Below are 24718 nucleotides of genomic sequence, written 5' to 3' on the forward strand. Positions count from 1 at the left end.
GCTCGCGCCCGGGGTTCCTCTCGAGCCAGGGTCAACCACCCGGTCCCGGCGCCTAAACCGGCGTCAGCTTCGCCACCGACAGCGCCAGCCACTTGATGCCGTGGCGCGGGAAGTTGATCTGCGCCCGCGCATCGTCGCCGCTGCCCTCCAGCGCGAGCACCGTGCCCTCGCCGAACTTGTTGTGAAAGACCTGCATGCCCGAACGCAGGCCATGCGAAGGCGCAGCCTTCTGCGGCGGCACGGGTGGGCTGGCGAAGTTGTCCTTGCTGCCGTAGCTGCCGCCGCGCGTGCTCGCGTAGCCCCCGCCGTAGCCGAAAGCCGAGGGCGTGAAGCCCTGGTTCTTCGGCGTCAGCCACTTGAGCGCGCTCTCGGGCAATTCGTCGAAGAAGCGGCTCTTGAGGTTGTAGCGGGTCTGGCCGTGCAGCATGCGGGTCTGCGAATGGCTCAGGTACAGGCGCTGGCGCGCGCGCGTGATGGCCACGTACATCAGCCGGCGTTCCTCTTCCAGGCTTTCGTGGTCCGACAGCGAGTTCTCGTGCGGAAAGAGTCCCTCCTCCATGCCGGTGATGAACACGCAGTCGAACTCCAGGCCCTTGGCCGCGTGCACGGTCATCAACTGCACCGCGTCCTGTCCGGCCTGCGCCTGGTTGTCGCCCGATTCCAGCGCGGCGTGGGTCAGGAAGGCGGCCAGCGGGCTCATGGTCTCGCCGGTCTCGGCGTCCGGTGCCAGGGGCTCGTCGGTGATCGGCAGGTTCGGATCGAGGCCCTGGCTGGCCGGCGACTGGCGCAGTTCGTCCACCGGCATCGCCACCGCGTCGCGGCCGAAGCCCTCCTGCGTGACGAAGCTCTCGGCCGCGTTGACCAGTTCCTCCAGGTTCTCGATGCGGTCGGCGCCTTCGCGCTCGGTGCGGTAGTACTCGATCAGGCCGCTGTGCTGCAGCACCAGCTCGATGATCTCGCGCAGCGACAGGCCCTGGGTCTGCTCGCGCAGCACGTCGATCTTGGCGACGAATGCCGACAGGTTGGCACCGGCCTTGCCGCCGACGGCAGCGACTGCGTCATGCAGCGACCGACCCGCGGCACGGGCGGCGTCCTGCAGTTGCTCGATGCTGCGCGCGCCGATGCCGCGCGGCGGAAAGTTGACGATGCGCAGGAAGCTGGTGTCGTCGTCCTTGTTCTCGAGCAGCCGCAGGTAAGCCAATGCATGCTTGATCTCGGCGCGCTCGAAGAAGCGCAGGCCGCCGTACACGCGGTAGGGCACAGCGGCATTGAAGAGCGCGGTCTCGATCACGCGACTCTGCGCGTTGCTGCGGTAGAGCACCGCCATCTCCTTGCGCTCGATGCCCTCGCGCACGAGCTGGCGCATTTCCTCCACCATCCACTGCGCCTCCGCGAAGTCGCTGGTCGATTCGTACACGCGCACCGGCTCGCCGGGGCCCTGGTCGGTGCGCAGGTTCTTGCCGAGCCGCTTCTTGTTGTGGCTGATCAGCGCGTTGGCCGAGTCGAGGATGTTGCTGTAGCTGCGGTAGTTCTGCTCCAGCTTGATCTGGTGCGTTACATCGAACTCCCGCACGAAGTCGGCCATGTTGCCCACGCGCGCGCCGCGGAAGGCGTAGATGCTCTGGTCGTCGTCGCCCACGGCGAGCACGCTGTTGTCGCCCGGGACGAAGCGGCCCTCCACAGTGGTGCCGGCGAGCATCTTGATCCAGGCGTACTGCAGGCGGTTGGTGTCCTGGAACTCGTCGATGAGGATGTGGCGGAAGCGCCGCTGGTAGTGCTCGCGCACCGGGTCGTTGTCGCGCAGCAGCTCGTAGCTGCGCAGCATCAGCTCGCCGAAGTCGACCACGCCTTCGCGCTGGCACTGATCCTCGTAGAGCTGGTAGAGCTCGACCTTCTTGCGGTCATCCTCGCTGCGGGTCTCGACGTCGCGCGGGCGCAGGCCATCTTCCTTGGCGCCGGCGATGAACCACTGCGTCTGCTTGGCCGGGAAGCGCTCTTCATCGACGTTGAACTGCTTCATCAGCCGCTTGATGGCCGAAAGCTGGTCCTGCGTGTCGAGGATCTGGAAGGTGGACGGCAGCCCGGCCAGCTTCCAGTGCGCGCGCAGGAAGCGGTTGCACAGGCCGTGGAAGGTGCCGATCCACATGCCGCGCACGTTGACGGGCAGCATGGCGGTCAGGCGCGCCATCATCTCCTTGGCCGCCTTGTTGGTGAAGGTGACGGCCAGGATGCCGCCTGGCGAGACCTGGCCGGTTTGCAGCAGCCAGGCGATGCGGGTGGTGAGGACGCGGGTCTTGCCGGAGCCGGCGCCTGCGAGGATCAGGGCGTTGCCGGCGGGCAGCGTGACGGCGGCTAGCTGCTCGGGGTTGAGGTTTTGCAACAAAGGGGAGGCGGGCGCGGGGGTGTCGAACAGCATGGCGCATTGTAGGAAGTGCTGTTTTGCACGGTTCAACGGCGCGCCGGTCACGCGCATCGCGGGGGAGGCGGAATTGTTTCCGGCTGTCCGTTACTCAGCTTGCACAGGACGTCGCATAGCAGGAAGCGCCGTCCCAACTGTCTCGTGGACTGGCATTCAGTGGATCACATGGCAGATGAGCAATTTCTGCGAATTGTCACTCTGAGCTTACCAAACGTCAGATCTCACTTATGCGCCCAACCACCGCGACCATCAAGGCCGAAGTCAAGTTCTACGAAGCAACGCCGAAGACCGAGAACAGTCCAGCGCACGTATCGCGCCCACCCGCCAACACCGTTCAACAACTGGGCTTGCACAAAAAATCCGACGTGCGGATCGTGTTCGAAGCGCGGGGAACGGTCATTTATGCAAAGACATGGGCAGAGCCCAACCGGGCCAAGCGCCTGTGGGAGGCAGCGTACGGCCGTTCCAAAATTCGAAAGAGTTCATCAAGAGCTGTCCTAGATCGGCTCGAAAAAGATGTGGCCAACAGTGGAGGGGCTTCAAGGAGTCCTCTCGTAAAAGCCAAACTTGAAGAGGTGCGGTCCCAAATCATGGAATCGGACTCTGTATATGCGAAAGATCTTCACGCGCTGCTTGACGGCATCTCCAAGGCGGAGCAAGTCCATGCCGAACAGCAACTGAGGTTCAACGCGAACATGAAGGATGCTGCCGATAAGCTGAAGACGCATAGGACCCAGTATTTCCTCAACGCGTTGCCGTCTAAAAATTTGGACCCTACTCGGTTCACCAAAAAATCCGTTGGCGATTTTCTGGACTTCGTCAGAAAAACGGCTGATCTTGATCTGGGCGTTCTCGGGGCAAGCCCGATTGCTTATGAAGAGGCCCAGAAAGCGATTGAGTTTGCCGAGACCTGGGCCAACGCGACGCCAAAGGCCGCGCTCGGAAGCCCGAAAGCCCGATGTGCCATCGACCACATAGTGAGCCTGATACTCGGTAGCGGTATGGACCTGAATCGCCCCGCCAGGCAAGACTTGGGGAAATTCAAGTGGGTCGACAATCAAACGCTGAGCGGCCCCGGCGGCCAGTTCGTGCGTGACAAAGAACCCATCTGTAAAAATGGTCCGTACATCTACAGGTGCGGCACCGAGACCGTTGTCGTGAAGTCGTTGCACCATGATGACGAGCAAAAGGCGGCGCAAGCCCTGCAGGAAGCTGAGGTACACGCCCACGCAACGACGGGCGAGCCCGGGCACATCGTGCAGCTCCTGGGGATCGTACAAACGCCCGAAACCGGCCCCATGATGGTTCTCCAACATGCGCCCAACGGTGATGCCAATCAAGCTCTGTTGAAGTTACAGAAACTGGGCAGTGAACGCGCGTCGCACTCGCTAATGACCATGTTCACGTACATGGTCATGGGGGCGAAGAAGGCCCATCACAACGGCGTCATGCATCTTGATCTCAAGCCCGAGAACTACGCTCTCGATGAGAATGGCGCGCCTTTGCTTATTGACTTCGGCACTTCGCGCGCAACGCTGGCCCGGACCATGAAGAGCCCGACCGACTCACCCGAGTTCAGCGCTCCGGAGCTCGTCAACGCACTCCACGCACCAGGAACGATCACCTTTGAGGCCGACGTCTGGTCATTGGGAGTAGTCCTGTACCAATTCAACTCGCCCCGATTCGACGACATTGAGTCCACCGACGACCCTCGCCGCCTTCTGCCCTTTCCCCACACGGGATTCAACACCGCCTCCGTCAAACTTATCAACGAGTTCATTACGAAAAAAGATGAGGAGGATCGATTCAATCAACTTGACTTGGACCAGGACAACCCGTTGCATCACCTGATCATCCGCATGCTTGATCCGGATCCCTCCAAGCGGCCCTCGCTCACGGACGTGCTCGAGCATCCGTCGATCAAGCCCTATGCGAATCAGAGTGCCGCTGAATTGCTCGATGCGCGCGAGCTGATCCTCGAACCTCCTGCCAATCAACTGATTCAGGTTTGAAGCAAACGTCCGAGCGTCGCGGCGATCGGTTCATTCGCTCCCTTGCATAGACAGTATTTGCATACCGGTCTGCGCATGCGCCGCCGCGCGACTAGAATCAGCCACCGGGCCCAAGTTTCTTGCGCCCGGTTTTTTGCGCGCGCTTCCTTTTGCGGGACGCGCCCGAAGACCGGCCAGACCAAGCGCTCATTCGTTCTTCAACGACCTCTCCAGGAGCTTGGTTTCATGCAGATCTTCGACTACGACAACATCCTCCTCCTGCCGCGCAAATGCGTGGTGGAAAGCCGTTCCGAGTGCGACGCCAGCGTCACGCTGGGTGGCCGCACCTTCCGCATCCCGACGGTGCCCGCCAACATGAAGACAGTGGTCGACGAGACCATCTGCACTTGGCTGGCGCAGAACGGCTACTTCTACGTGATGCACCGCTTCGACCTCGACAACGTGCAGTTCGTGAAGGACATGCACGCGAAGGGCGTCTTCGCCTCCATCTCGCTGGGCGTCAAGAAGCCGGACTACGAAACGGTGGACCACCTGGCCGCCGAGGGCCTGGCGCCCGAGTACATCACCATCGACATCGCGCACGGGCACGCCGACACGGTGAAGAACATGATCACCTACCTCAAGAAGAAGCTGCCCAAGGCCTTCGTGATCGCAGGCAACGTGGGCACGCCCGAAGCTGTGATCGATCTCGAGAACTGGGGCGCAGACGCGACCAAGGTCGGCATCGGCCCGGGCAAGGTCTGCATCACCAAGCTCAAGACCGGCTTCGGCACCGGCGGCTGGCAGCTGTCGGCGCTCAAGTGGTGCGCGCGGGTGGCGACCAAGCCCATCATTGCCGACGGTGGCATCCGCGACCACGGCGACATTGCCAAGAGCATCCGCTTCGGCGCGTCGATGGTGATGATCGGCTCGCTGTTCGCCGGCCACGAGGAGTCGCCAGGCAGGACGGTGGAAGTCGACGGCACCCTCTTCAAGGAGTACTACGGCTCGGCCAGCGACTTCAACAAGGGCGAGTACAAGCATGTCGAGGGCAAGCGCATCCTCGAGCCGATCAAGGGCAAGCTGGCCGATACGCTGGTCGAGATGGAGCAGGACATCCAGAGCTCCATCAGCTACGCGGGAGGGCGCAAGCTGATGGATATCCGCAAGGTCAACTACGTCACGCTGGGCGGCGACAACGCGGGCGAGCACCTGCTGATGTAAGGCACCGGCTGCGCCGGGGCCTCTCGATTCTGGTTAGAATTCGCCCTGCGTTGGGGGGGTAGCTCAGCTGGGAGAGCGCCGCGTTCGCAATGCGGAGGTCGTGAGTTCGATCCTCATCCTCTCCACCAACTCTTTCAAAGGCCTCGGCATCCGCCGGGGCCTTTTTGCTTTCAGGTTATTTCAGGCGTCGAGCGTCAGGTGCTGGCCGTGCAGCGCCGCAGCCGCGGGCGAGGCCAGGAAGCCGATGGTCTGGGCCGCCACTGCTGTCGACACCCAGCTCTCGGGCTTGGCATCTGGCATGGCCTGGCGGTTGGCCGGCGTGTCCAGCACGCTGGGGGCGATGCTGTTCACCGTGATCCCATGCGGCGCCAGTTCGGCAGCCGAGGCCTCGACGAGGCGCTGCAGCGCGCTCTTCGACGCGATGTAGGCCGCCATGGCGGCGGTGCCGCGTGCGGCGCTCTTGGCGGTAACGGCGATCACGCTGCCGGCCTTGCGCTCGATCATCGAGGGCACCAGCGCCTGCGAAACCGCGACGAAGGACCATGCGTTCAGGTTCATCATGCGGTCCCAGGCGGGCCGGCTCAGCGCATGCACCTCTTCGCCCATCTCGAAGCCGCCGGCGATGTGCACCAGCGCATCCACATGCTTGAAGGCTGCAAGGATGCGACCAGCCGCATCCCCCATGCTCTCGCCGGAAGTCACATCAGCTTCGAGCAACAGGTGTTGCGAGTTGTCCAGCCCCGGGAAGACGCTGACGATGTGTTCCATCCGGTGGTCGAGCAGAGCGAGGCGGGCGCCCTGGTCGAGGAAGTGCTGCACGACGGCGCGGCCCAGGGCGCCGGCAGCGCCTGTGACCACGACGTGGCGGGAGGTGTTGGGGTCGATCATTTCGCGGTTCCTTGTTCGGGCAGGCATCGTAACGCCGAGGTCACGCAGGAAACGTGCATCATTGCCACTTTCCCCTCCCCCTGCCCCCTTTCACTGCACCCGGAGACTTGTCATGAAAGAAGTAGTTGTTGTCAGCGGCGTTCGCACGGCCATCGGTACCTTCGGCGGCGCGCTCAAGGACGTTCCACCCACGCGGCTTGCCGCGCTGGTGACCCAGGAAGCGCTCGCGCGTGCCAAGGTCGACGGCAAGGACGTGGGCCATGTGGTCTTCGGCCACGTGGTCAACACCGAGCCGCGCGACATGTACATGGCACGCGTGGCTGCCATCGAGGGCGGCTGCGCCCAGGAAACGCCTGCGCTCACCGTCAACCGCCTCTGCGGCTCGGGCCTGCAGGCGATCGTGAGCGCGGCGCAGAGCATCCAGCTCGGCGACGCGACGGTGGCCGTCGGCGGCGGCGCCGAGAGCATGAGCCGCGCCCCGCTCTCCTCGCTTACCGCACGCTGGGGCGTGCGAATGGGCGACATGAAACTGGTGGACATGATGATCGGCGCGCTGCACGACCCCTTCGAGAACATACACATGGGCGTGACGGCCGAGAACGTGGCCAAGAAGTGGAACATCACCCGCGAGACGCAGGACCAGACCGCGCTGACCAGCCACCAGCGTGCGCAGAAGGCGATCGAGGGCGGCTACTTCAAGACCCAGATCGTCCCCGTGCCGCTGCAGAGCCGCAAGGGCCCGGCCCAGTTCGACACCGACGAGCACGTGCGCTTCGACGCCCGGATTGAAGACATGGCCAAGCTCAAGCCCGCTTTCCTGAAGGAGAACGGCACGGTCACGGCTGGCAATGCCTCCGGCATCAACGACGCCGCCGCTGCCGTGGTGCTGATGGAGAAGGAAGAGGCGGCGCGCCGCGGGCTCAAGCCGATGGCGCGCATCGTGGCGTATGCCTTCGCCGGCGTGGACCCGAACTACATGGGCATCGGGCCCGTGCCGGCCTCGCGCAAGGCGCTGGAGAAGGCGGGTCTTAAAGCTTCGGACATGGACGTGATCGAGGCCAACGAGGCCTTCGCCGCACAGGCCTGCGCGGTTACGCAGGACCTCGGCCTGGACCCTGCGAAGGTGAACCCCAACGGCTCCGGCATCTCTCTCGGCCACCCGATCGGCGCCACCGGCGCGCTGATCACGGTCAAGGCGCTGTACGAGCTGGAGCGCATCCAGGGCCGCTACGCGCTGGTGACCATGTGCATCGGCGGCGGGCAGGGCATCGCCTGCATCTTCGAGCGCGCGTGAGCCGAGGGCGCATTCGTTGTTGCTATAATCTTTGGATTGCCTGAATGACAGCAATGTCGATCAGGGGCTCTTAGCTCAGTTGGTAGAGCAGCGGACTCTTAATCCGTAGGTCGAGTGTTCGAGTCACTCAGGGCCCACCAAAATTACCGCGCCAACGCTGAAAAGCCCGCCATCCAAAGATGGCGGGCTTTTTCTTTGGAGGCGGTTTGGCGGCGTCCTCGATCAGCCGTCGCGTCGCGGGCAATGCGCCCGCGTTTCACGTCAGCCGCAGGGGGCCTTAGGCCGCCATGATCGACACAGCCTTGGTGTTCAGATAAGCCTCCATCGCCTCCGGACCGCCCTCGGAGCCGTAGCCCGAGTCCTTGACGCCACCGAAGGGCATCTCCGGCGAAGGCGCGGCCGGCTGGTTGATCCACAGCATGCCGACCTCGAGCTGCTGCGACAGCAGGTGCGTGTTCTTGAACGAGCGCGTGAAGGCATAGCCCGCCAAGCCGAATGGCAGGCGGTTGGCCTCGGCGATGGCTTCCTCCAGCGTGTCGAAGCCGCGGATGGCGGCAACCGGGCCGAAGGGCTCGTTGTTGAACACGTCGGCTTCCAGCGGCACGTCGGTCAGCACGGTGGGGGCGAAGAAGTTACCGACCGAGCCGATCCGCTCGCCGCCGGTAGCGACTTTCGCGCCCTTGCTCCGTGCATCGTCTAGGACCTGAGCCATCGCCGTGAGGCGGCGCGCATTGGCCAGAGGCCCGAGGGTCGTGCCCTCGGCCAGGCCGTCGCCCAGCTTGAGGCCCTCGGCATGCTTGACCAGCGCTTGCGCGAATTCGGCCTTGATGCTGTTGTGCACCAGGAAGCGCGTCGGCGAGATGCACACCTGCCCCGCGTTGCGGAACTTGGCGCCGCCCGCGGCCTTGACGGCGAGGGCAACGTCGGCATCGTCGGCGACGATCACCGGCGCGTGACCGCCCAGTTCCATCGTGGCGCGCTTCATGTGTTGGCCGGCCAGGGCGGCGAGCTGCTTGCCCACGGGGGTGGAGCCGGTGAAGGTGACCTTGCGGATGATCGGGTGAGCGATCAGATAGCTGGAGATCTCGGCGGGGTTGCCGAACACCAGGCCCACCGTGCCGGGCGGCACGCCGGCGTCGACGAAGGCCTGCAGCAGGGCCGCAGGCGAGGCTGGCGTCTCTTCGGGCGCCTTCGCCAGGAAGGAGCAACCGGTGGCCAACGCGGCACCCAGCTTGCGCACGACCTGGTTAATCGGGAAGTTCCAGGGCGTGAATGCGGCCACGGGGCCGACCGGCTCCTTGATCACCAGCTGCTGCGCCGCCAGGTTGCGCGAAGGCACGATGCGACCGTAGACGCGGCGGCCTTCGTCGGCGAACCATTCGATGATGTCGGCGCCCGCGAGCACTTCGACGCGTGCCTCGGCGAAAGGCTTGCCCTGCTCCTGCGTCAGCAGGCGGGCAATCTCGGGTGCGCGCTCGCGCAGCAGGCCGGCGGCCTTGCGCATGGTGGCCGCGCGCTCGTTGGCGGGGATCTTGCGCCAGGCCTGGAAGCCACGCTGCGCGGCCTCCAGCGCACGGTCCAGGTCGGCGATGCCGGCGTGCGCGACCTTGCCAATGGGCTTGCCGGTGGCCGGGTTGACGACGTCCAGGGTCTTGCCGCTCGCGGCGTCGCACCATTCGCCATTGATCAGCAGGCGGGTGTCAACGTAGCTCGATGTGCTCATGTCGGTCCTTGGGTTCTTTCAGGGGGATGTTGATGTCGGAATCGGACGGGAGCGGGCGCGAGGCCGTCCCGTGCGCCATTGTCGCCCGACGCGGCGGGGAGGTCCCGCAAGCGGCGCAAAACCCCTCGCGCCCAGACTACGCCTGGAGGCCTGGGTCGCAGACGCAAAAAAGCCCGCCTCGAGAGAGGCGGGCTTTGCAGGGAGATCGACGCTTCAGCGGCTCGGCTTGAAGGCGCGGCGCTGCCCGTCGCGCGGTACGAAGGACTTGCCGCCCCCGTGAGCGCCACCGTGGCCACGAGGAGCACCAGCGCCAGCGCCAGCGCCGGCGCGCGGCGCGCTGTCGCCCCAGCCGGGCTTGCGGCCGAAGCCACTGCCTTCGTCACGGCCCCTGCCCTGCGCCTGGCCCGGGGCCTGGAAGCCGCGCGAAGGCGCGTGGCCGCGCGGCGCCGGGCCGCGATCGTTGAAGCCGCTGGCATTGGCATAGCCGGCGCGCGGGCCGCCGAACTTGCGGTCGCGCGAATGGTTCTCGCGGTTCTCGCGGCCGCGGCCGCCGAAGTCGCCTTGCGGACGGCCCTGCGGGAAGCGCTGTTGCGGCTCAAGGCCGGGGATTACGTCGGCCGCGAAGGGCTGGCGGCTGTAGGCCTCGATGTCGAAGATCTTGCGGCGATCGCGGAACTCGGCAAAGGTCACGGCCAAGCCGTCGCGCCCGGCCCGGCCGGTGCGGCCGATGCGGTGCGTGTAATCCTCGGCCTTCATCGGCAGGCCGAAGTTGAAGACGTGGGTGATGGTCGGCACGTCGATGCCGCGCGCGGCCACGTCGGTGGCGACCAGGATCTGCACCTGGCCCTGGCGCAGCGCCATCAGCCGGCGGTTGCGCAGGCCCTGGCTCAGCGCGCCGTGGAGGGCAACGGCGCTGAAGCCGCCCTGTTGCAGGTCGCCGGCGAGGCCGTCGCATTCCACCTGCGTGCTGCAGAAGACGATGGCTTGGTTGATGCTGGTGTCGCGCAGCCAATGGTCGAGCAGCTTGCGCTTGTGCTGGGCGTTGTCGCTCCAGAACAGCACCTGCTTGATGTTGGCGTGCTTCTCCTGGGGGGTATCGATGGTCACGCGCTGCGGCTCGCGCATCACACGCTGCGCCAGTTGCTGGATGCGCGGCGCGAAGGTGGCGCTGAACATCATGGTCTGCTGGCGCTCGATGGTGAGTTGGTTGATCTCGGCCAGGTCGTCGGCAAAGCCGAGGTCGAGCATCCGGTCGGCCTCGTCGACCACCAGGAACTTGACCTGGTCGAGCTTGATCTGCATCGAGCGCTGCAGGTCCAGCAGCCGGCCAGGCGTAGCGACCACGAGGTCGGCGTTCTGGAGGCGGGCGATCTGCAACTGATAGGGCATGCCGCCAACCACATTGGCGATACGAAGGCCGCGGCAGTGCTTCACCAGGTCGATCGCGTCGTGCGCCACCTGCTGGGCCAGCTCGCGCGTGGGGCACAGCACCAGCGCGTCGGGGGTGGCGGCCTTGAAGTGTCGCGGGTTTGTGGGGTCCTTGCGCTTGTTCTTCTTGGACGGCGCTTCGCCGCGAGCAGCGGCCTCGGCGGCTTGGCGCTGATGCTCGGCCTTGGCAGCGGCCGCGGCTTCGGCCTGGCGCTGCAGCAGGGTGTGCAGCACGGGCAGCAGGAAGGCGGCCGTCTTGCCGCTGCCGGTCTGGCTGGACACCATCAGGTCGACGAAACGGGCAGCACCGTCGGTTCCGCCGATGGCGCCCATGGCGCGGGGGATCGCCTGCGCCTGCACGGCGGTCGGCTGGGTGAAGCCGAGGTCTTCTACAGCGGCGATCAGTTCGCTCGCCAAGCCCATCTGGACGAAGCCGTTGGGTTGCTTCGTCTCGACAGGTGCGACAGCGTCGAGTGCCTCGAGCACTTCGGACGCCTCGGTGTGGGGGATGGAAGTCGATTCGCCGCGAACAGCAGCGAAGTCATCGGATTGCACAGGCGCGAACTCGCCCTGCGCTTCAAAAGCGTCGGTCATTGAAAGATCCAAGTGCGGGCGCCGCCGTGAGCGGCACCCCGTCGGGTGGCGAAAACATCAACCATCCAACGACATTTCAGCCTTGGCTTTCGCCTGGGCTGCGGCCCATTCATGTGGGCGCGGTGTGCAAGATAGGGAGATGCAAGAAGCGCTCTGGGCACCTTCTTGAAAGGGTTACCCGGAAGCGAAGCCAGCGATTATTGCATGGCTTTGGGGTTTTCACCTAATCCTGCAGGCGCAGGAAGGTATCGCGGTAGTGCGCCAGCTCCTCGATCGACTCGTGCACGTCGGCCAGCGCGGTATGCGCCTGCTGCTTCTTGAAGGCGTTGTAAGCGGCCGGCTTCCAGCGCTTGGCAAGCTCCTTGAGCGTGCTGACGTCCAGGTTGCGGTAGTGGAAGTAGGCCTCCAGCCTGGGCATGAACTTGACAAGGAAGCGCCGGTCCTGGCTGATGGTGTTGCCGCACATCGGCGAGCCGTTCTTCGGGATGTAGAGCGCAATGAATTCGAGCAACTGCTGCTCGGCGGCCGCCTCGTCCAGCGTGGAGGCCTTCACCTTGTCGATCAGCCCGCTGCGGCCGTGCGTGCCCTTGTTCCAGGAGTCCATTCCGTCAAGCACCGTGTCGCTCTGGTGAATCACCAGCACCGGGCCGTCGATGCGCGGGCTCAGGTCGGGGCCGGTCACGACCACGGCGATCTCGAGCAGGCGCTCCTTCTCTGGGTCGAGGCCGCTCATCTCGCAGTCCAGCCAGACGAGGTTCTGGTCGCTCTTCTTGAGGGTGGTGGCGGTCGCGGCTGCGGTCGTGGCGATGGAATCGGGCATCGGCCGATTGTCGTCGATGACCTAGAGCCCGAGTGGGCATGCCTGCGGGCTAAACTCGCTGCGCCATGGTCGCTCCCCTGCCCGCTTCTCTGCTGCTCACATTCGCCTTCGCGCTCGCGCTGGTCGCGGGCCTGATTGTGAAATTCTGGCTGGCCACCCGGCAGATCCGCCATGTGGCGCGCCACCGCGACGCGGTGCCGCCCACCTTCGCGCAGGCCATCACGCTCGCCGCTCACCAGAAGGCGGCCGACTACACGGTCGCCAAGACCCGCTTCGGCTTGCTTGAGATGGTCTGGGGCGCGATGGTGCTGCTGGGCTGGACCCTGCTTGGCGGGCTCAACCTCCTCAACGAGATGCTGCTCGACGTGCTGGGCGGCGGCATGTGGCAGCAGCTCGCGTTGCTTGCGGCTTTCGCGCTGATCGGCGGGCTGCTCGAGCTGCCCTTCACCCTGTGGCAGACCTTCCGGCTCGAGGAGCGCTTCGGCTTCAACAAGATGACCTGGCGGCTCTGGCTGGCCGACGGCATCAAGGCGCTGCTGCTGGGTGCGGTGATCGGCCTGCCCATCGCGGCGTTGATCCTCTGGTTGATGGGGGCTGCCGGCCGCCTGTGGTGGCTGTGGGCGTGGGGTGCATGGATGGGCTTCAACCTGCTGCTGATGCTGGTCTACCCGACCTTCATCGCGCCGATCTTCAACAAGTTCCAGCCGCTGGACGATGCCACGCTCAAGGCCCGCGTCACCGCGCTGATGCAGCGCTGCGGCTTCGCGGCCAAGGGCTTGTTCGTGATGGACGGCAGCACACGCAGCGCGCATGCCAACGCCTACTTCACCGGCTTCGGCGCCAGCAAGCGCGTGGTCTTCTACGACACGCTGCTGCGCCAGCTCAACGCCGGCGAGGTGGAGGCAGTGCTCGCGCACGAGCTGGGACACTTCAAGCACCGGCATGTACTCAAGCGCATGGCCGCGATGTTCGCGCTGAGCCTGGCAGGTTTCGCCCTGCTCGGCTGGCTGTCCGGCCACGCCTGGTTCTACACCGGGCTGGGCGTGCAGCCCAACATGGCGGCGGCGAACGATGCGCTGGCGATCCTGCTGTTCATGCTGGCGATGCCGGTGTTCGGCTTCTTCGTCGCGCCGCTCTCGGTCCTGATCTCGCGCCGCCACGAGTTCGAGGCCGACGCCTATGCGATCGCCCAGACCAACGGCGCCGACCTGTCGCGGGCGCTGCTCAAGCTCTACCAGGACAACGCCTCGACGCTCACGCCCGATCCGGTGTTCGTCAAGTTCTACTATTCGCACCCGCCCGCCACCGAGCGCCTCGCGCGCATGGCGGCGGCCTGACCCCTGAAAAGACGATCATGAGCAGCATGTTGAAGCCCATCGACTGGAAGACGAAGGCGCGGCGCGCGCTAAGCGCGACGGAGATCGTGTCCCACCTGGCCCGGGTGGAAGGATGGAAGCTGACCGGCGACGGAGCCGATGTCGCGATCGAGAAGACCTTCAGCTTCGCGAACTACTTCGAAACCATCGCCTTCGTGAATGCGCTTGCGCTGGTCGCGCACAAGCAGGATCACCATCCTGACCTTTCGGTGCACTACAACCGCTGCGTGGTGCGCTTCAACACGCACGACGTGGGGGGCCTCTCTGCCACGGACTTCGACTGCGCGGCGCAGGCGGATGCCCTGCTCGACGCCTGAGCCGATGGAAGGCGCCCTTGGCTAAGCCCGCGCGCCTCCGGCCGCGAGGCGATGCCGACGGGAACACGGCACAGCGCGATGGGCTCGTGGTCGCCAGCCACGGACGCCATTGCGTGGTCGAGACGCCCGAGGGCGAGCGCGTCATCTGCCATCCGCGCGGCAAGAAGAGCCGTGCCGTGGTCGGCGACCGGGTGCGATGGCAGGCCAGCGAGGACGAGGGCACTATCGAGGAGGTGCAGCCGCGCAAGAACCTGTTCTATCGGCAGGACGAGATCCGCACCAAGTCCTTCGCCGCCAACCTCGACCAGGTGCTGATCCTGATCGCCGCCGAGCCCGAGTTCTCTGAAACGCAGCTGGCGCGCTCGCTGATCGCGGCGGCAGCAGAGCGCATCGCAACGATCATCGCGCTCAACAAGAGCGATGTGGTGGCGCCTTTCGAGCGCGCCTGGGAGCGGCTCGCGCCGTACCGCCGCATGCACCACGGCGTGCTGCCGCTGTCGCTCAAGGCTTCGCCGGAGGTCGATCACGCGACCCTGATGAAGCTGCTGGCAGGCAAGACCACCCTGGTGCTCGGCCCTTCCGGCGCGGGCAAGAGCACGCTGACCAACCTGCTGGTGCCCAGCGCCCGCGCCACGACAGCGGAGATCTCGCAGGCGCTGAATTCGGGCAAGCACACCACCACCAGCACCACTTGGTACTGGGTGGACGAGGCGCGCAGCACCGCGCTGATCGATTCGCCGGGCTTCCAGGAATTCGGGCTGAACCACATCGAGCCGATGCAGCTCGCCTCATTGATGCCCGACATCGCCGAGCACGCCGGCGAGTGCAAGTTCTACAACTGCACGCACCTGCACGAGCCGGGCTGCGGCGTGATCGCGCAGGTGAGCTCGCCGGGCCACCCGGGTTCGATCAGCCCCTCGCGCTACCGCATCTATGGCGAGCTGTTCGCCGAACTGAACCAGCCCCGCCACCGATGAAAGTACTGCTGTACTCCCATGTCTTCCATCCCTCGGTAGGCGGCGTCGAGACCGTGTCGCGCGCGTTGGTCGAGGGCTTCGTGGCTCGCGGCGTCGATTGCAAGGTGGTCACGCAGACGGCGACCCGGGAGGTCGAGGTCTTTCCTTTCGAGGTGATCCGCCAGCCCTCGAGCAGGCGCGTTCGGGAGCTGCTGCGCTGGGCCGACGTGGTACTGTTCAACGGCGCCACCATGGCGCTGCAGCCCTGGGTACTGCTCTACCGCAAGCCCTTCGTCTGGGTCCACGTAGGCTACCAGGCCAGCTGCATCGATGGCGCTGGCTGGGTCGACGGCAAGCCTGCGCCGCTGTCTCCCTTCGCCTCCTTTCTCTTTCATGCGCGCCGCAGCGGCTACGCAAGGGGCGTGAAGGAGGGCATGAAGCTGCTGCTGCGCCGCGCCGTCGCCAAGTTCGGCGTGACGCGCAACGTTGCCATCACCGAGTGGATGAACCAGGCCCTGCCGCTGCCGCGGCAGGTGCAGATCTACAACCCCTTTCCAATCGAGCGCTTTCGCGCAGCCGACCGCGATGGGGCCGAGTACGAGTTCTTCTACATGGGCAGGCTGGTGCAGGAGAAAGGCGTGGACGTCCTGATTCGCGCCTTCGCGAAGCTGCACCAGCGCCACCCCGGACGGCCGCGCCTGCTGCTGATCGGCGACGGCAGTGCGCGAGCACAGATCGAGCGTCTGGTCGCAGAACTGGGCATCGCGTCCTCGGTGCGCTTCGTCGGCGCGCAATCCGGCGAAGGCCTGGTCGACTGGGTCGCGAAGGGCATGATCGGCGTCATCCCCTCGGTGTGGTACGAGCCCATGGGCGGCGTCGCGGTGGAGTTGCTGGCAGCCGGCAAGAGCCTCATCGTGTCGGCCCAGGGCGGATTGGCCGAATGCGTGGGCGATGCCGGACTGACCTTCCCGAATGGCGACGACGAAGCCCTGGCCGCTCAAATGCAGCGCGTACTGGACGATCCCGCCCTGCGCGCGACGCAGGAAGCGAAGGCGCGCGAACGCGCCGGGCACTTCACCCCCGGGCGCTTCGTTGGCCAGTACATCGAGCTGCTCGAAGGGATCGCTCGCAAGGCCTGAGCGCCCTCCCGAGTTTCAGCGGAGGATTTCCGTCAGCGCGTCGACCAGCACGCCGCACTGCTCGCGCGTGCCGACGCTGATGCGCAGGTACTGCGCGATGCGCGGCTGGTCGAAATGCCGCACCAGCACCGCATGTGCGCGCAGCTCCGATGCCAGTGCCGCCGCATCGCGCGCGGGGTGGCGCACGAACACGAAATTGGCCTGCGAGGGCAGCACCTCGAAGCCGAGGTCCTCGAGTTGCAGGGTCAGGCCCTCGCGGATGTCCATGACCTGGTGCCTCGTATGGGCGAACCACGCCTCGTCCGCCAGCGCAGCGATCGCGCCGGCACTGGCGAGACGATCGATCGGATAGGAATTGAAACTGTTCTTGACCCGCTGAAGCGCCTCGATCAGCTTCGCCTGTCCGCAGGCGAAGCCCACCCGCAGCCCGGCGAGCGAACGCGACTTGGAGAGGGTCTGCACCACCAGCAGGTTCGGATGTCGCTCGATGAGCGGCAGCGCGCTCTCGCCGCCGAAATCCACATAGGCCTCGTCCACCAGCACCACGTGCCGCGGGCATGCTTCAAGGAGGCGCTCGATGCTGCCGAGCGGCAGGCCAATGCCTGTCGGCGCGTTGGGATTCGCAATCACGATGCCTCCGCAGCCGGTTGCGGCGCGCGCGGCCATCGCGGGGATATCGATGCGCAACCCGGCGTCGACCGGCAGCAGCTCGCAGGCAATGCCATAGAGCTGCGCATAGACACGGTAGAAGCTGTAAGTGACGTCCGGGATCAGCAGCGGCTCGGACTGCTGGAAGAAGGCGAAGAAGGCGTGGGCCAGTACCTCGTCGGAACCGTTGCCTGCGAACACCTGCGAACCATCCAGCCCTTGGCGCGCGGCAATGGCTTCGCACAGCGCCATCGATTCGGGATCGGGGTAGCGCTGGAGCCCCTCGGCAGCCGCGGACTCGATGGCGTCGAGCACCTGCGGCGACGGCCCGAAGGGGTTCTCGTTGGTGTTGAGCTTGACCAGCTTCGCGATGCGCGGCTGCTCGCCCGGCACATAGGGTTCGAGCGCCGCGATACGCGGGCTCCAGAAGCTGGGGGCGGTGCTCACGGGGATGGATCCGATCGAACTCAACCCAACAGGCGTGCCAGGGTGAGCAGCGCCAGCAGCACCATCCACATCACCACCGAGCGCCAGACCAGACCGACCACGCTGCGCAGATGCGCGGGCTCGGGCTCGCGCCCCGGGGTGCTGCCGCCGTCGAGGCGTGCACCGGCCAGCGGATCGCCAGCTTGTGCCCGCGACAGCGGATCGGTCAGCGGCACCGGGCTGAGCACGCCGCCGCCGAGCCGCACATTGACCGCTCCCGAGGTCGCGGCCAGGATCACCCCGTCGTTCTCGCTGGGAAAGCGCCGGGCGTCGTTGCGCCAGCAGTCGATCGCCTCCTCGAAGCTGCCGACCACGGCGAAGCCGATCGCCGTGATGCGGGCGGGCAGCCAGTCGATCAGTGCCCAGGCCTGGTCGGCTGCGTTCTGGACCCAGATGCTGGAGGGCTGGACCGAGGCGTTGTTCTTGTGCGCCCAGTAGCGCGCGACGAACTCGCTCATGCGATAGAACACCGCCCCCGCCGGCCCCAGCCCGAAGGCGGCAAGTATCGAGAACCAGGCAAGCACGCCGAACACGTGGCGGTGCGCCGCGATCACCGAGTGCTCGATCACATGCCGCACGATCTCGCTGCGGGGCAGGTCCGCAGCATCCACGCGCTGCCAGTGGGCCAGCAGCGAGCGGGCCAGTGCCTCGTCGCCCACGTCCAGGGCGTCTCGAATGCCGGTGAAATGATGGCTGAACTGCCTGAAACCGAGCGTGACGTAGAGCACCGCCACGCTCCACAGCACGGCGAAGGGCAGGCCCAGCGTGAGCGCCAGCAGCCAGTGCATGCCCAGCGTGAGCACCGTCGGCACCAGCACCGCGAGCCCCCAGGCGACCCAGCCGTGGTGCGGCTTGCCAGCGTCGAAGTTGCGGCTGGTCCAACGGGTCCATGCCAGGACGGCGCCGTACACCGGGTTGTGATAAGCGAGCGGCCGCACTTGCTCGATCAGCAAGGCGCACAGGATCGCGAAGAAGCTCATCCGTCGATGATAGCGAGTGGTCCCCGGCGCTCCGCCCCCCGCACCGCGCCGTCAGGCCATGAGGAAGCGGTAGAGGTTGCGCAGCATGCCGGCCGTCGCGCCCCAGACATAGCGCTCATGCGCACCGTCGTGGTAGGGCATCGAGAACCACTCGCGCGACTGGAGTTCGTCGTCGACCACGGCGTGGCGGCGGTGGTTCGCCGGGTTCATCAGATAGGCCAGCGGGACCTCGAAGGCTTGCGCGACCTCGTAGGGATTGAGGGTCAGCTCGAAGTCCGGATGCACCAGCCCGACCACCGGCGTCACGATGAAGGAGGTGACCGTCGTGTAGGTGGGCAGCTTTCCCAGCACCTCGATGTACTCGGCCGAGAGGCCAACCTCTTCCCATGCTTCGCGCAAGGCGGCGGCCGCGATGTTGGCATCTTCGGGGTCTACCCGGCCGCCGGGGAAGGCCACTTGGCCCGAATGGGTGGACAGGTTGGCGGTGCGCTCGGTCAGGAGCACGGTGGGCTCCTCGCGCATCACGATCGGCACGAGCACCGCGGCCGCGGCCGGCGCGCGGTTCGTCAGGCGCGGCTCGCGCCGCAGTTCGGGCGTCCAGGCGGGCGGGGCGGCGAAGCGCGCACGCAGGGCCTGGGCATCGAAACGGATCTGCGGGACGGCGGGGAGCGCGGAGTCGACGCCCACCACCGGTACCTGGCGCGGGTCGAAGGACCGCAGCGCCGACGGCAAGACGGCATTGACGTTCTCTTCGACAGGGGCGCCGCGCATGGGAGGTGGAGGAGTGGTCAAGTCGGAATCTGGAGAGTAAAACGCAAAACGGCGCAGCGGATGACAGGCGACACCACTACAAAAATCACGGTCCCCTTAATTCATCGAGGCACCAACGCAAAAAGCCGCCCTGAGTGGCGGCTTTTTGCACGGCAGGAGGCACTCTTTACTGAGCTGCTGCTGCGGAGGACTTGCCGGGCAGCTTTTCCTTGATGCGTGCCGAACGGCCGCTACGCTCGCGCAGGTAGTACAGCTTGGCACGACGCACATCGCCGCGGCGCTTGACTTCGATACCGGCGATCAGCGGGCTGTACGTCTGGAAGGTACGCTCGACGCCTTCGCCGCTGGAGATCTTGCGCACCGTGAAGCCGCTGTTGAGGCCGCGATTGCGCTTGGCGATTACCACGCCTTCGTAGGCCTGCACGCGCTTGCGGCTGCCTTCGACGACGTTCACGCTGACGATGACCGTGTCACCGGGCATGAAATCGGGAATCTTCTTGCCGAGCCGGTTGATTTCTTCCTGCTCGAGGGTCTGGATGAGGTTCATGGCTTTCCTGGATTCGATCGTGCACGCGCTACACAAGGGGCATCTTGCAGCCTGAGGCTGGGCCGACGCGGCCGGCAGAGGATCGGGGAGCCGCGGATTATAGCTTTTTGCCAAGCGCTTTCTCGTCCGCCGCGCTCAGACGGCCAGCCGCACGCGCCGCATCTATCAATTCAGGTCGCTTCTGCAGCGTGATGGCGAGCCGCTGGTCACGCCGCCAGCGCTCGATCTGCTCATGGTGCCCCGATAGCAGGACGGGGGGCACGCCCTGCCCTTTCCATTGCTCGGGGCGGGTGTAGTGGGGGCAGTCGAGCAGCCCATCCAGCGCAGGATTGAAGCTGTCCTGGATATGGCTCGCCTCATCGCCCAGCACGCCGGGCTGCAGCCGGGCGACGGCGTCCAGCAGAGCCATGGCGGGAATCTCGCCGCCCGAGAGCACGAAATCGCCCAGGCTGAGCTGGTGCGTCACCCGAGCGTCGATGAAGCGTTGGTCGATACCCTCATAGCGGCCGCATACCAAGACCGCCCCCTCGCCCGCAGCCCAGTGCTCGACCGTCACGTGCTGCAGTACCTCGCCCATCGGAGAGAACATGACGACGGGCGCTGCGGACCCGCGCGCGGCGAGCGCAGCATCCAAGCAGGCCGACAGCGGCTCGGCCATCATGACCATCCCTGGTCCGCCGCCAAAGGGCCGGTCGTCCACGCGACGGTAGTTGCCCTCGGCAAAATCGCGCGGGTTCCACGGCACGAACTCGATCTGCCCCGTCTCGAAGGCACGCCGCGTCACGCCAGTCGCGAGGAAGGGCGCGAACAGCTCGGGGAACAAGGTGATGACGTCGAAGCGCATGGGCGCCGAAGGTGCGGCTCAGTAGTCAGGCTGCCAGTCAACGGCAATCAGCCGTCCCGCCAAGTCCACCTTGTCGATGAAGGCCGAGACGAAGGGAATCATCCGCTCGACCGGCTTGCCGTTCTCCAGCGCCGCCAGAACGAGTGTGGTCTGGGGGCCATTGGCGAGCATCTCGCGAACCGTGCCGAGTGCCACGCCTTCCCGATTCACGACCGGAAGGCCGATCAGGTCGACCCAGTAGTACTCGTCCTCGGCGGCGGTCGGGAAGCTTGAACGCGGCACGAACACGCGCGCGCCCCGCAGCGCCTCGGCCGCGTTGCGGTCGGGCACGTCTTCGGAGGAGGCGACGATGCAGTCGGAATGTTCCTTGGCCTCGCGGATGGCCAGCCGGAACGCCCCGGTGGTCTTGCCGCCGGGCGGCTGCAGGAACCAGCGTTTGGAGGAGAAAAGCGCTTCGGGCTGGGCGCTGTGGGGCAGGACCTTGAACCAGCCCTTGATACCCCAGGCATCGGCGATGCGCGCCACTTCGATCGCATCCGCCGGCAGTTCGGCGGCTTCGAGCGTGGGCAGCATCGCCGGAGCGGGCGCCTTAGGCGGCCGCCTTGGGGGCCGCGGCGGCGGCCTGCTTGATCAGGCGGGTGACCGTGGGCGAGGCCTGCGCGCCAACACCCTGCCAGTAGGCCAGGCGATCCTGCGCGATGCGGATGCCTTCCTCGTTGTCCTTGGCGGTGGGGTTGTAGAAGCCCAGCCGCTCGATGAATCGGCCATCGCGGCGCACGCGCTTGTCCGACACGACGATGTTGAAGAACGGACGACCTTTGGAGCCGCCGCGGGAGAGTCGGATCACGACCATGATTTATCCTTCGGGTGGTGCAGCGAACACTGAAAACGGTTCGCCCACGGAGTTCTTCCAGCGTCGAGACACGCGACATAGCCACCCGGCCAGCGCACGCTGAAAAGCCGACGATTATAGCCCGAGCGATATTCCTCACCATTCCCGGCCTGTGCCGAGCATTCCGAATGACCGCCATCCGCCCCAGCCGCGCCGAAGACATCGCCGCGATCACCGCCATCTACGCCCACCACGTGCTGCACGGCACCGGCACCTTCGAGACCGAGCCGCCCACGGCCGCCGACATGGCGGCACGGCGAGACGACGTGTTGGCCAGAAAGCTCCCCTACCTTGTGGCCGAACGCGACGGCGAACTGCTGGGTTTTGCCTACTGCAACTGGTTCAAGCCGCGCCCCGCCTATCGCTTCTCGGCCGAGGACTCGATCTACCTGGCCGAGGCCGCGCGCGGCCAGGGACTGGGCGCCAAGTTGCTCGCCGCATTGATCGAAGCCGCCGAATCGGCCGGCGTGCGCAAGCTCATCGCCGTGATCGGTGACTCGGCCAACGGCGGCTCGATCGGCGTGCACCGTGCGCAGGGCTTCGAACACGTGGGCGTGCTGAAGAACTGCGGCTGGAAGTTCGGCCAATGGCGCGACGTGGTCCTGATGGACAAGGTGCTGGGCCAGGGCAGCGCGACGAGTCCCGAATGAAGAACAAGACCGTAGCCGCCTGGCTCGCCTTCCTCGGCGGACCGCTGGGCCTGCATTGCTTCTACCTGCGCGGCTTCGGCAGCACGCTCGGCTGGCTGCTCCCCATTCCGACCGCCCTCGGGCTTTACGGTATCGAACGCGTGCGCCTCTACGGCGTGGACGACGCCTGGAGCTGGCTGCTGCTGCCGCTGCTGGGCTTCACGATCGCGGGCTGCGCCCTCACTGCCATCGTCTACGGCTTGATGACGCCGGAGAAATGGAATGCGCGCTACAACGCCGGCGCTGCGTCCGATGCTCCGCCCGGACGAAGCAACTGGCTCACCATCGGGGCCGTCGTGCTGGCCCTGTTCTTCGGCAGCACCATCCTGATGGCGAGCATCGCCTTCAGCTTCCAACGCTTCTTCGAGCATCAGATCGAAGAGGGGCGCCGGATCTCCCAGTAGGCCGCAATCAGAAGATCTGCAAGCCGAGCCAGTAGGCAATGGCTGCCACGAAGGCCGATGCAGGAATCGTGAAGACCCAGGCCCAGACGATGGTCCCGGCAACCCCCCAGCGCACCGCGCTGGCGCGCTGCGTCGAGCCCACGCCGACGATCGCGCCGGTGATGGTGTGCGTGGTCGACACCGGGATGCCCAGCGCGGTCGCGAGGAAGAGCGTCAACGCCCCGCCGGTTTCCGCGCAGAACCCACCCACCGGCTTGAGTTTGGTGATCTTCTGGCCCATGGTCTTGACGATGCGCCAACCACCGAACATCGTGCCCAGCGCGATCGCCGCATAGCAGCTCGCCACGGTCCAGGCCGGCGGGGCCTCCGCGCTCGCGGCCCAATAGCCGGTCGCGATCAGCAGCATCCAGATGATGCCGATGGTTTTCTGCGCATCGTTGCCGCCGTGCCCCAGGCTGTAGGCGCCGGCAGAAACCAATTGCAGTGTGCGGAACCACCGGTCCACGCGCGAGGGCGTCGAGCGGCGGAAGGCCCACGCGACCAGCACCATCATGACCGAGCCGAGCAGGAAGCCCAGCAAGGGCGACACGAAGATGAAAGCCACCGTCTTCCAGATGCCGGCGGCGATTAGCGCGCCGGCACCGGCCTTGGCAATCACCGCGCCCACGATGCCGCCGATCAGCGCATGGGAGGAACTGCTCGGAATGCCGTAGTACCAGGTGAGAAGGTTCCAGCTGATGGCGCCCACCAGCGCCCCGAAGACCACGTGAACGTCGACCACCCCGGGCTGTACGATGCCCTTGCCAACGGTCGCCGCCACGCTGAGGTGGAAGACGAAGACCGCGATCAGGTTGAAGAAGGCAGCGAACACCACCGCGTGCCCGGGCTTGAGCACACCGGTGGACACGACGGTGGCGATCGAATTCGCAGCGTCGTGGAAGCCGTTCATGAAGTCGAATGCGATGGCCAGCGCGACCAGCACCACTACCACCCAGAGGGCGACCTGGACCGATTCCATTCGGCGCCCCGCTCAGGAATTCTCGAGGACGATGCCCTCGATCACGTTGGCCACATCCTCGCACTTGTCGGTGATGCGCTCGAGCAACTCGTAGATCGCCTTGAGCTTGATGACCTCCCGCACGTCCGGCTCCTCGCGGAACAGCTTGCTCATGGCGCTGCGCATCACGCGGTCGGCGTCGGACTCGAGGCGGTCGATCTCCTCGCAGGTCTTCAGCGCGGCTTCAGCCGTGGCCGGCTCGCTCACCTTGCCCAGGAGCTTGACCGCGTCCTTGACCCGTTCGCAGCATTTCGTGCTCAGGGCGGTGAGGCGGGTGATCTCCTCGGTCATGTGGCGCACGTCGTACAGCGCCATGGTCTCGGCCGAGTCCTGGATCAGATCGGCCACGTCGTCCATCGTGTTGATCAGCTTGTGGATCTGCTCGCGGTCGATGGGGGTGATGAAGGTCTTGTGGATGAGCCGATTGACGTCATGCGTCACTCGGTCGGCGGCGCGTTCGGCGTTGTCGACATCGCGGTTGTACTGCTCGCGCAGGTGCAGATCGTTGTAGTTGGCCACCAGCTGCTCGAAGGCGCGCGCGGCTTCGACGATGCGATCGGCATGCTGATTGAACATCTCGAAGAAATTCCCCTCGCGGGGCAGCAGCTTGCCGAACATGGCGGTCTCCTGGGTTCTCGGCTATCACCAACCCGTGACGCCATCATGAAAAACCTGGCAAGTGTAATGGGCAAGCATCGCCGGGGCCGGCTCACAGCCGCTCGATGCGCTGGCCGGCCACCCCCTCGAGCTGGGCTGCCGAGACCAGGGCCGGCGCGATCTCCGCGAGCGGCAGCAGCACGAAGGCGCGCTCGCCCATGCGCGGATGCGGCAGCGTCAGCACGGCGCTCTGCATCGTGGTGTCGCCGTGCCGCAGAAGATCCAGGTCGAGGGTGCGCGGCGCGTTGCGGTAGGGCCGTTCGCGGCCGGCCTCGGTCTCGAGCCGCTGCAGCTCGGCGAGCAGGGCCTGCGGCGTCAGGCCGGTGCGCAGCTGGACAACGGCATTGATGAAATCAGGCCCCTGGGCCTCGAGAGGTGCGCTGCGATAGAGCGAGGAGCGCGCGGTGAGCCGCGTGCGCGGCAATGCTGCCAGATCGTCCATCGCCCGCCTCACCGTCGCCTGCGCGTCGCCGAGATTGGCGCCGATGGCGACGTAGGCCGGAGTTTCCGTCACGCTAGTCGGCGGCGATGCTGCCGGCTTCGCCGCCGGTACGCGGCTTGCGCCGGCGCCGGC

General features: G+C 66.0%; 24 protein-coding genes and 2 tRNA genes. 11 read left to right on the forward strand and 15 right to left on the reverse strand.

Going from position 1 to position 24718, the window contains the following annotated elements; all coding sequences use genetic code 11:
• Nucleotides 1-52: 52 nt before the first annotated feature.
• Nucleotides 53-2416, reverse strand: a complete 2364-nt coding sequence (locus APY03_RS09410) for a UvrD-helicase domain-containing protein (RefSeq protein WP_068676117.1) — start codon at nucleotides 2414-2416, stop codon at nucleotides 53-55.
• A gap of 230 nt (nucleotides 2417-2646) precedes the next feature.
• Here APY03_RS09410 and APY03_RS09415 point away from each other — a divergent pair, with 230 nt between their 5' ends.
• From APY03_RS09415 to APY03_RS09425, 3 genes are all read left to right on the forward strand, one after another.
• The gene (locus APY03_RS09415) at nucleotides 2647-4431 is read left to right on the forward strand and encodes a protein kinase domain-containing protein (protein ID WP_083944243.1); all 1785 of its coding nucleotides are present in this window, start codon (nucleotides 2647-2649) and stop codon (nucleotides 4429-4431) included.
• A 225-nt stretch (nucleotides 4432-4656) separates the two neighbouring features.
• Nucleotides 4657-5634: a GMP reductase gene (locus tag APY03_RS09420; protein ID WP_068676121.1), complete on the forward strand. Its 978-nt coding sequence runs from the start codon at nucleotides 4657-4659 to the stop codon at nucleotides 5632-5634.
• A 52-nt stretch (nucleotides 5635-5686) separates the two neighbouring features.
• Nucleotides 5687-5762 (forward strand) — tRNA-Ala (locus tag APY03_RS09425).
• A gap of 52 nt (nucleotides 5763-5814) precedes the next feature.
• On the opposite strand, the gene APY03_RS09430 is transcribed toward APY03_RS09425, so the two are convergent.
• Complete coding sequence (locus APY03_RS09430) at nucleotides 5815-6522, reverse strand: SDR family NAD(P)-dependent oxidoreductase (protein WP_068676123.1); 708 nt, start codon at nucleotides 6520-6522, stop codon at nucleotides 5815-5817.
• Nucleotides 6523-6634: 112 nt separating this feature from the next.
• Here APY03_RS09430 and bktB point away from each other — a divergent pair, with 112 nt between their 5' ends.
• Both bktB and APY03_RS09440 read left to right on the forward strand, forming a co-directional pair.
• Complete coding sequence (gene bktB, locus APY03_RS09435; protein WP_068676125.1) at nucleotides 6635-7816, forward strand: beta-ketothiolase BktB; 1182 nt, start codon at nucleotides 6635-6637, stop codon at nucleotides 7814-7816.
• A 64-nt stretch (nucleotides 7817-7880) separates the two neighbouring features.
• Nucleotides 7881-7956, forward strand: a tRNA-Lys gene (locus APY03_RS09440).
• A gap of 137 nt (nucleotides 7957-8093) precedes the next feature.
• On the opposite strand, the gene APY03_RS09445 is transcribed toward APY03_RS09440, so the two are convergent.
• The 3 genes from APY03_RS09445 to orn all read right to left on the reverse strand — a co-directional run bounded on the left by APY03_RS09445 (nucleotide 8094) and on the right by orn (nucleotide 12381).
• Entirely contained in the window at nucleotides 8094-9539 is a 1446-nt protein-coding gene (locus tag APY03_RS09445; RefSeq protein ID WP_068676127.1) for an NAD-dependent succinate-semialdehyde dehydrogenase, read from the reverse strand.
• Nucleotides 9540-9752: 213 nt separating this feature from the next.
• A complete protein-coding gene (locus tag APY03_RS09450) occupies nucleotides 9753-11561 on the reverse strand; it encodes a DEAD/DEAH box helicase (RefSeq protein WP_068676129.1) in 1809 nt (602 codons plus the stop codon).
• Nucleotides 11562-11784: 223 nt separating this feature from the next.
• Complete coding sequence (gene orn / locus APY03_RS09455; protein WP_068676131.1) at nucleotides 11785-12381, reverse strand: oligoribonuclease; 597 nt, start codon at nucleotides 12379-12381, stop codon at nucleotides 11785-11787.
• Nucleotides 12382-12446: 65 nt separating this feature from the next.
• Here orn and APY03_RS09460 point away from each other — a divergent pair, with 65 nt between their 5' ends.
• The 4 genes from APY03_RS09460 to APY03_RS09475 are packed head-to-tail and all read left to right on the forward strand — an operon-like array spanning nucleotide 12447 to nucleotide 16169.
• Nucleotides 12447-13718 carry a M48 family metallopeptidase gene (locus tag APY03_RS09460; protein ID WP_068676134.1) on the forward strand — a complete coding sequence of 424 codons (1272 nt, stop codon included), beginning with the start codon at nucleotides 12447-12449 and terminating at the stop codon, nucleotides 13716-13718.
• A 17-nt stretch (nucleotides 13719-13735) separates the two neighbouring features.
• Nucleotides 13736-14074: a 4a-hydroxytetrahydrobiopterin dehydratase gene (locus APY03_RS09465; protein WP_068676136.1), complete on the forward strand. Its 339-nt coding sequence runs from the start codon at nucleotides 13736-13738 to the stop codon at nucleotides 14072-14074.
• 17 nt (nucleotides 14075-14091) lie between these two features.
• Nucleotides 14092-15051 (forward strand): ribosome small subunit-dependent GTPase A, encoded by a 960-nt coding sequence (gene rsgA, locus APY03_RS09470; protein ID WP_068676138.1) that lies wholly within the window; start codon nucleotides 14092-14094, stop codon nucleotides 15049-15051.
• A complete protein-coding gene (locus APY03_RS09475) occupies nucleotides 15048-16169 on the forward strand; it encodes a glycosyltransferase family 4 protein (protein ID WP_068676140.1) in 1122 nt (373 codons plus the stop codon). The genes rsgA and APY03_RS09475 overlap by 4 nt, the downstream gene beginning before the upstream one ends.
• A 15-nt stretch (nucleotides 16170-16184) precedes the next feature.
• On the opposite strand, the gene hisC is transcribed toward APY03_RS09475, so the two are convergent.
• The 7 genes from hisC to rpsP form a co-directional block, all read right to left on the reverse strand.
• Nucleotides 16185-17264 carry a histidinol-phosphate transaminase gene (gene hisC / locus APY03_RS09480; RefSeq protein ID WP_068676224.1) on the reverse strand — a complete coding sequence of 360 codons (1080 nt, stop codon included), beginning with the start codon at nucleotides 17262-17264 and terminating at the stop codon, nucleotides 16185-16187.
• A 20-nt stretch (nucleotides 17265-17284) separates the two neighbouring features.
• Nucleotides 17285-18283 carry a CobD/CbiB family protein gene (locus APY03_RS09485; RefSeq protein ID WP_068676142.1) on the reverse strand — a complete coding sequence of 333 codons (999 nt, stop codon included), beginning with the start codon at nucleotides 18281-18283 and terminating at the stop codon, nucleotides 17285-17287.
• Nucleotides 18284-18334: 51 nt separating this feature from the next.
• The gene (locus APY03_RS09490) at nucleotides 18335-19054 is read right to left on the reverse strand and encodes a CoA pyrophosphatase (RefSeq protein ID WP_068676144.1); all 720 of its coding nucleotides are present in this window, start codon (nucleotides 19052-19054) and stop codon (nucleotides 18335-18337) included.
• A 166-nt stretch (nucleotides 19055-19220) separates the two neighbouring features.
• Nucleotides 19221-19601 (reverse strand): 50S ribosomal protein L19, encoded by a 381-nt coding sequence (rplS, locus tag APY03_RS09495; protein WP_068676146.1) that lies wholly within the window; start codon nucleotides 19599-19601, stop codon nucleotides 19221-19223.
• A 97-nt stretch (nucleotides 19602-19698) separates the two neighbouring features.
• The gene (gene trmD / locus APY03_RS09500; RefSeq protein WP_068676148.1) at nucleotides 19699-20445 is read right to left on the reverse strand and encodes a tRNA (guanosine(37)-N1)-methyltransferase TrmD; all 747 of its coding nucleotides are present in this window, start codon (nucleotides 20443-20445) and stop codon (nucleotides 19699-19701) included.
• An 18-nt stretch (nucleotides 20446-20463) separates the two neighbouring features.
• A complete protein-coding gene (gene rimM / locus APY03_RS09505; protein ID WP_068676150.1) occupies nucleotides 20464-21018 on the reverse strand; it encodes a ribosome maturation factor RimM in 555 nt (184 codons plus the stop codon).
• Nucleotides 21019-21034: 16 nt separating this feature from the next.
• A complete protein-coding gene (gene rpsP / locus APY03_RS09510; RefSeq protein ID WP_068676152.1) occupies nucleotides 21035-21298 on the reverse strand; it encodes a 30S ribosomal protein S16 in 264 nt (87 codons plus the stop codon).
• Between the two features lie 167 nt (nucleotides 21299-21465).
• On the opposite strand from rpsP, the gene APY03_RS09515 reads away from it, so the two are divergent.
• Nucleotides 21466-21987: a GNAT family N-acetyltransferase gene (locus APY03_RS09515; protein ID WP_068676154.1), complete on the forward strand. Its 522-nt coding sequence runs from the start codon at nucleotides 21466-21468 to the stop codon at nucleotides 21985-21987.
• Nucleotides 21984-22430, forward strand: a complete 447-nt coding sequence (locus tag APY03_RS09520) for a hypothetical protein (protein WP_068676156.1) — start codon at nucleotides 21984-21986, stop codon at nucleotides 22428-22430. Before APY03_RS09515 ends, APY03_RS09520 begins: the two co-directional genes overlap by 4 nt.
• A 7-nt stretch (nucleotides 22431-22437) precedes the next feature.
• Here the strand turns inward: APY03_RS09520 and APY03_RS09525 are convergent, their stop codons facing one another.
• From APY03_RS09525 to folK, 3 genes are all read right to left on the reverse strand, one after another.
• Nucleotides 22438-23448, reverse strand: coding sequence for an inorganic phosphate transporter (locus APY03_RS09525; protein ID WP_068676158.1), 1011 nt, complete (start codon nucleotides 23446-23448; stop codon nucleotides 22438-22440).
• Nucleotides 23449-23460: 12 nt separating this feature from the next.
• Nucleotides 23461-24105 (reverse strand): DUF47 domain-containing protein, encoded by a 645-nt coding sequence (locus tag APY03_RS09530; RefSeq protein WP_068676160.1) that lies wholly within the window; start codon nucleotides 24103-24105, stop codon nucleotides 23461-23463.
• 91 nt (nucleotides 24106-24196) lie between these two features.
• Nucleotides 24197-24718: 2-amino-4-hydroxy-6-hydroxymethyldihydropteridine diphosphokinase (gene folK / locus APY03_RS09535; RefSeq protein WP_443082811.1), on the reverse strand; the 522-nt coding region annotated here is incomplete at its 5' end.

Origin of the sequence: Variovorax sp. WDL1 (genome assembly GCF_001541225.1) — a bacterium.
Taxonomy (GTDB): Bacteria; Pseudomonadota; Gammaproteobacteria; order Burkholderiales; family Burkholderiaceae_C; genus Variovorax.